Origin of the sequence: Dactylosporangium sp. NPDC006015 (assembly GCF_040614215.1) — a bacterium.
Taxonomy (GTDB): Bacteria; Actinomycetota; Actinomycetes; order Mycobacteriales; family Micromonosporaceae; genus Dactylosporangium; species Dactylosporangium maewongense.
Genome location: NZ_JBEXUD010000115.1, coordinates 1 through 1829, shown reverse-complemented (window position 1 = coordinate 1829; position 1829 = coordinate 1). Strand labels below are relative to the sequence as shown.

Here is a 1829-nt window from a genome sequence, read left to right as displayed (position 1 = left end):
GTGCTGCAGGGTGTTGTCGGCACGACGTTCGAAGCCCTGCAGCTGGTCGCCCCACCGGACCAGACCCGAACCCGGCCGCGGACGCGACACCGCCGCTGTGCCGCCCGCCAGGTCGGCCAGGTCGGCGGTCGAGCCGTTGAAGACATTGTGATCGACATTGCCGCTGACGCCGGGCACGCTCGCCTGGTCGGTGTACTGCCACAGCGCCCACCGGCTCCAGCCGGCCGGCAGCGTGCCGGGCGCGCTGGCGTAGCGCGCGACGAACAGCGGCTGATCCGCGAACGCGCCGCTGTTGCCGGTGCACGGATTCCACCAGCTGGCACTGGTGTAGATCATGGTCGGCCGGCCGGTGCGCTCGCGGACCCGGGTGACGAAGTCGTTGACCCAGGCGACCATCTGGCCGGGGTTCATGCCGTAGCAGGGGTAGGTGCTGCCGGAACCCTCCCAGGGCCACTCGATGTCGAGCATCGGCGGCAAGGTCCGCCCGTCGGCCGCATACCGGGCCCGATCCAGGAAGTAGTCAGCCTGGGCGGTTCCACCACCACGGTCCGGACGCGCGAAGTGGTACGCGCCGGCGTACAGGCCGTTGGCCTTGGCATTGGCGTAGTTGGCGGCAAAGTACGAGTCGGTGAACGTCAGGCCCTCACTGGCCTTGGCATACATGAACCGCTGCCCCGAGCCGGCGACGCTCGACCAGTTGATGCCGCCTTGGTGGTTTGAGACGTCGACGCCGGTGATCGGGTAGCCCGGCGGCACGGCAGCCGCACTCAGCGACGGGGGAGCGGCGGTGCCGGGAACGCGACCGGCGGCGGCGTGACCGTTGGGTTCGGCGGCTGCGGCCGGCGTGGCCGCCATCGTGGCGATCGCGAGTGACGCGGCGAGCGGCACAAGCAAGGTCCGCAGCGATCGTCGCCGGCTTCCCGTGAATTGGTCGGTCATGAGGAACTCCTAACAGTTGCTGAGGTTCGGTGGCCCGGATGACGGAGGCCCGGCGTCCCGTGGTGCGGGACGCCGGGCGGTGTGGGTCAGGAGGGCAGGGTTTCCCGGTTCCAGGTGGACCCGTTCCACCAGATGTGCTGCAGGGTGCCGTCAGTACCGCGGGTGACGGTCTGGATGAAGTTGATCGAGTCGAGAGTGATGGTCGGGTCGCCGGCGAGTCCGGCGCCGCCGGGAAGCGTCTCGCGGTTCCACGCGGTGCCGTTCCACCAGATGTGCTGGAGGGTGCCGTCAGTGCCGCGGATGACGGTCTGGACGAAATTGAGCGAGTCGATGGAGATCGCGGGATCTCCGGCGAGTCCGGCGCCACCCGGGAGGGTTTCGCGGTTCCATGCGGTGCCGTTCCACCAGACGTGCTGGAGGGTGCCGTCAGTGCCGCGGGTGACGGTCTGGATCCAGTTTGCCGAGTCGATGGAGATGGCGGGGTCGCCGGCGAGTCCTGCGCCGCCGGGGAGGGTTTCGCGGTTCCATGCGGTGCCGTTCCACCAGATGTGCTGGAGGGTGCCGTCAGTGCCGCGGGTGACGGTCTGGATCCAGTTCGCCGAGTCGATGGAGATGGCGGGATCCCCGGCCAGTCCTGCACCGCCGGGGAGGGTTTCCCGGTTCCACGCGGTGCCGTTCCACCAGATGTGCTGGAGGGTGCCGTCAGTACCGCGGGTGACGGTCTGGATGTAGTTGAGTGAGTCGATGGAGATGGCGGGGTCGCCGGCCAGTCCTGCACCGCCGGGGAGGGTTTCCCGGTTCCACGCGGTGCCGTTCCACCAGATGTGCTGCAGGGTGTTGTCGGTGCCGCGGGCGAACACCTGGATCCAGTTCGCCGAGTCGATCAGTGC

Annotated in this window: 1 protein-coding gene and 1 pseudogene; both read right to left on the bottom strand. The window is 68.9% G+C overall.

Annotation, left to right across the window (positions count from 1 at the left end):
- A partial coding sequence (locus tag ABZ321_RS58170) for a GH25 family lysozyme (protein ID WP_354905690.1) occupies positions 1–939 on the bottom strand: 939 nt, incomplete at its 3' end.
- Between the two features lie 86 nt (positions 940–1025).
- A pseudogene (locus tag ABZ321_RS58165) lies at positions 1026–1829 on the bottom strand (hypothetical protein); the annotation flags it as partial.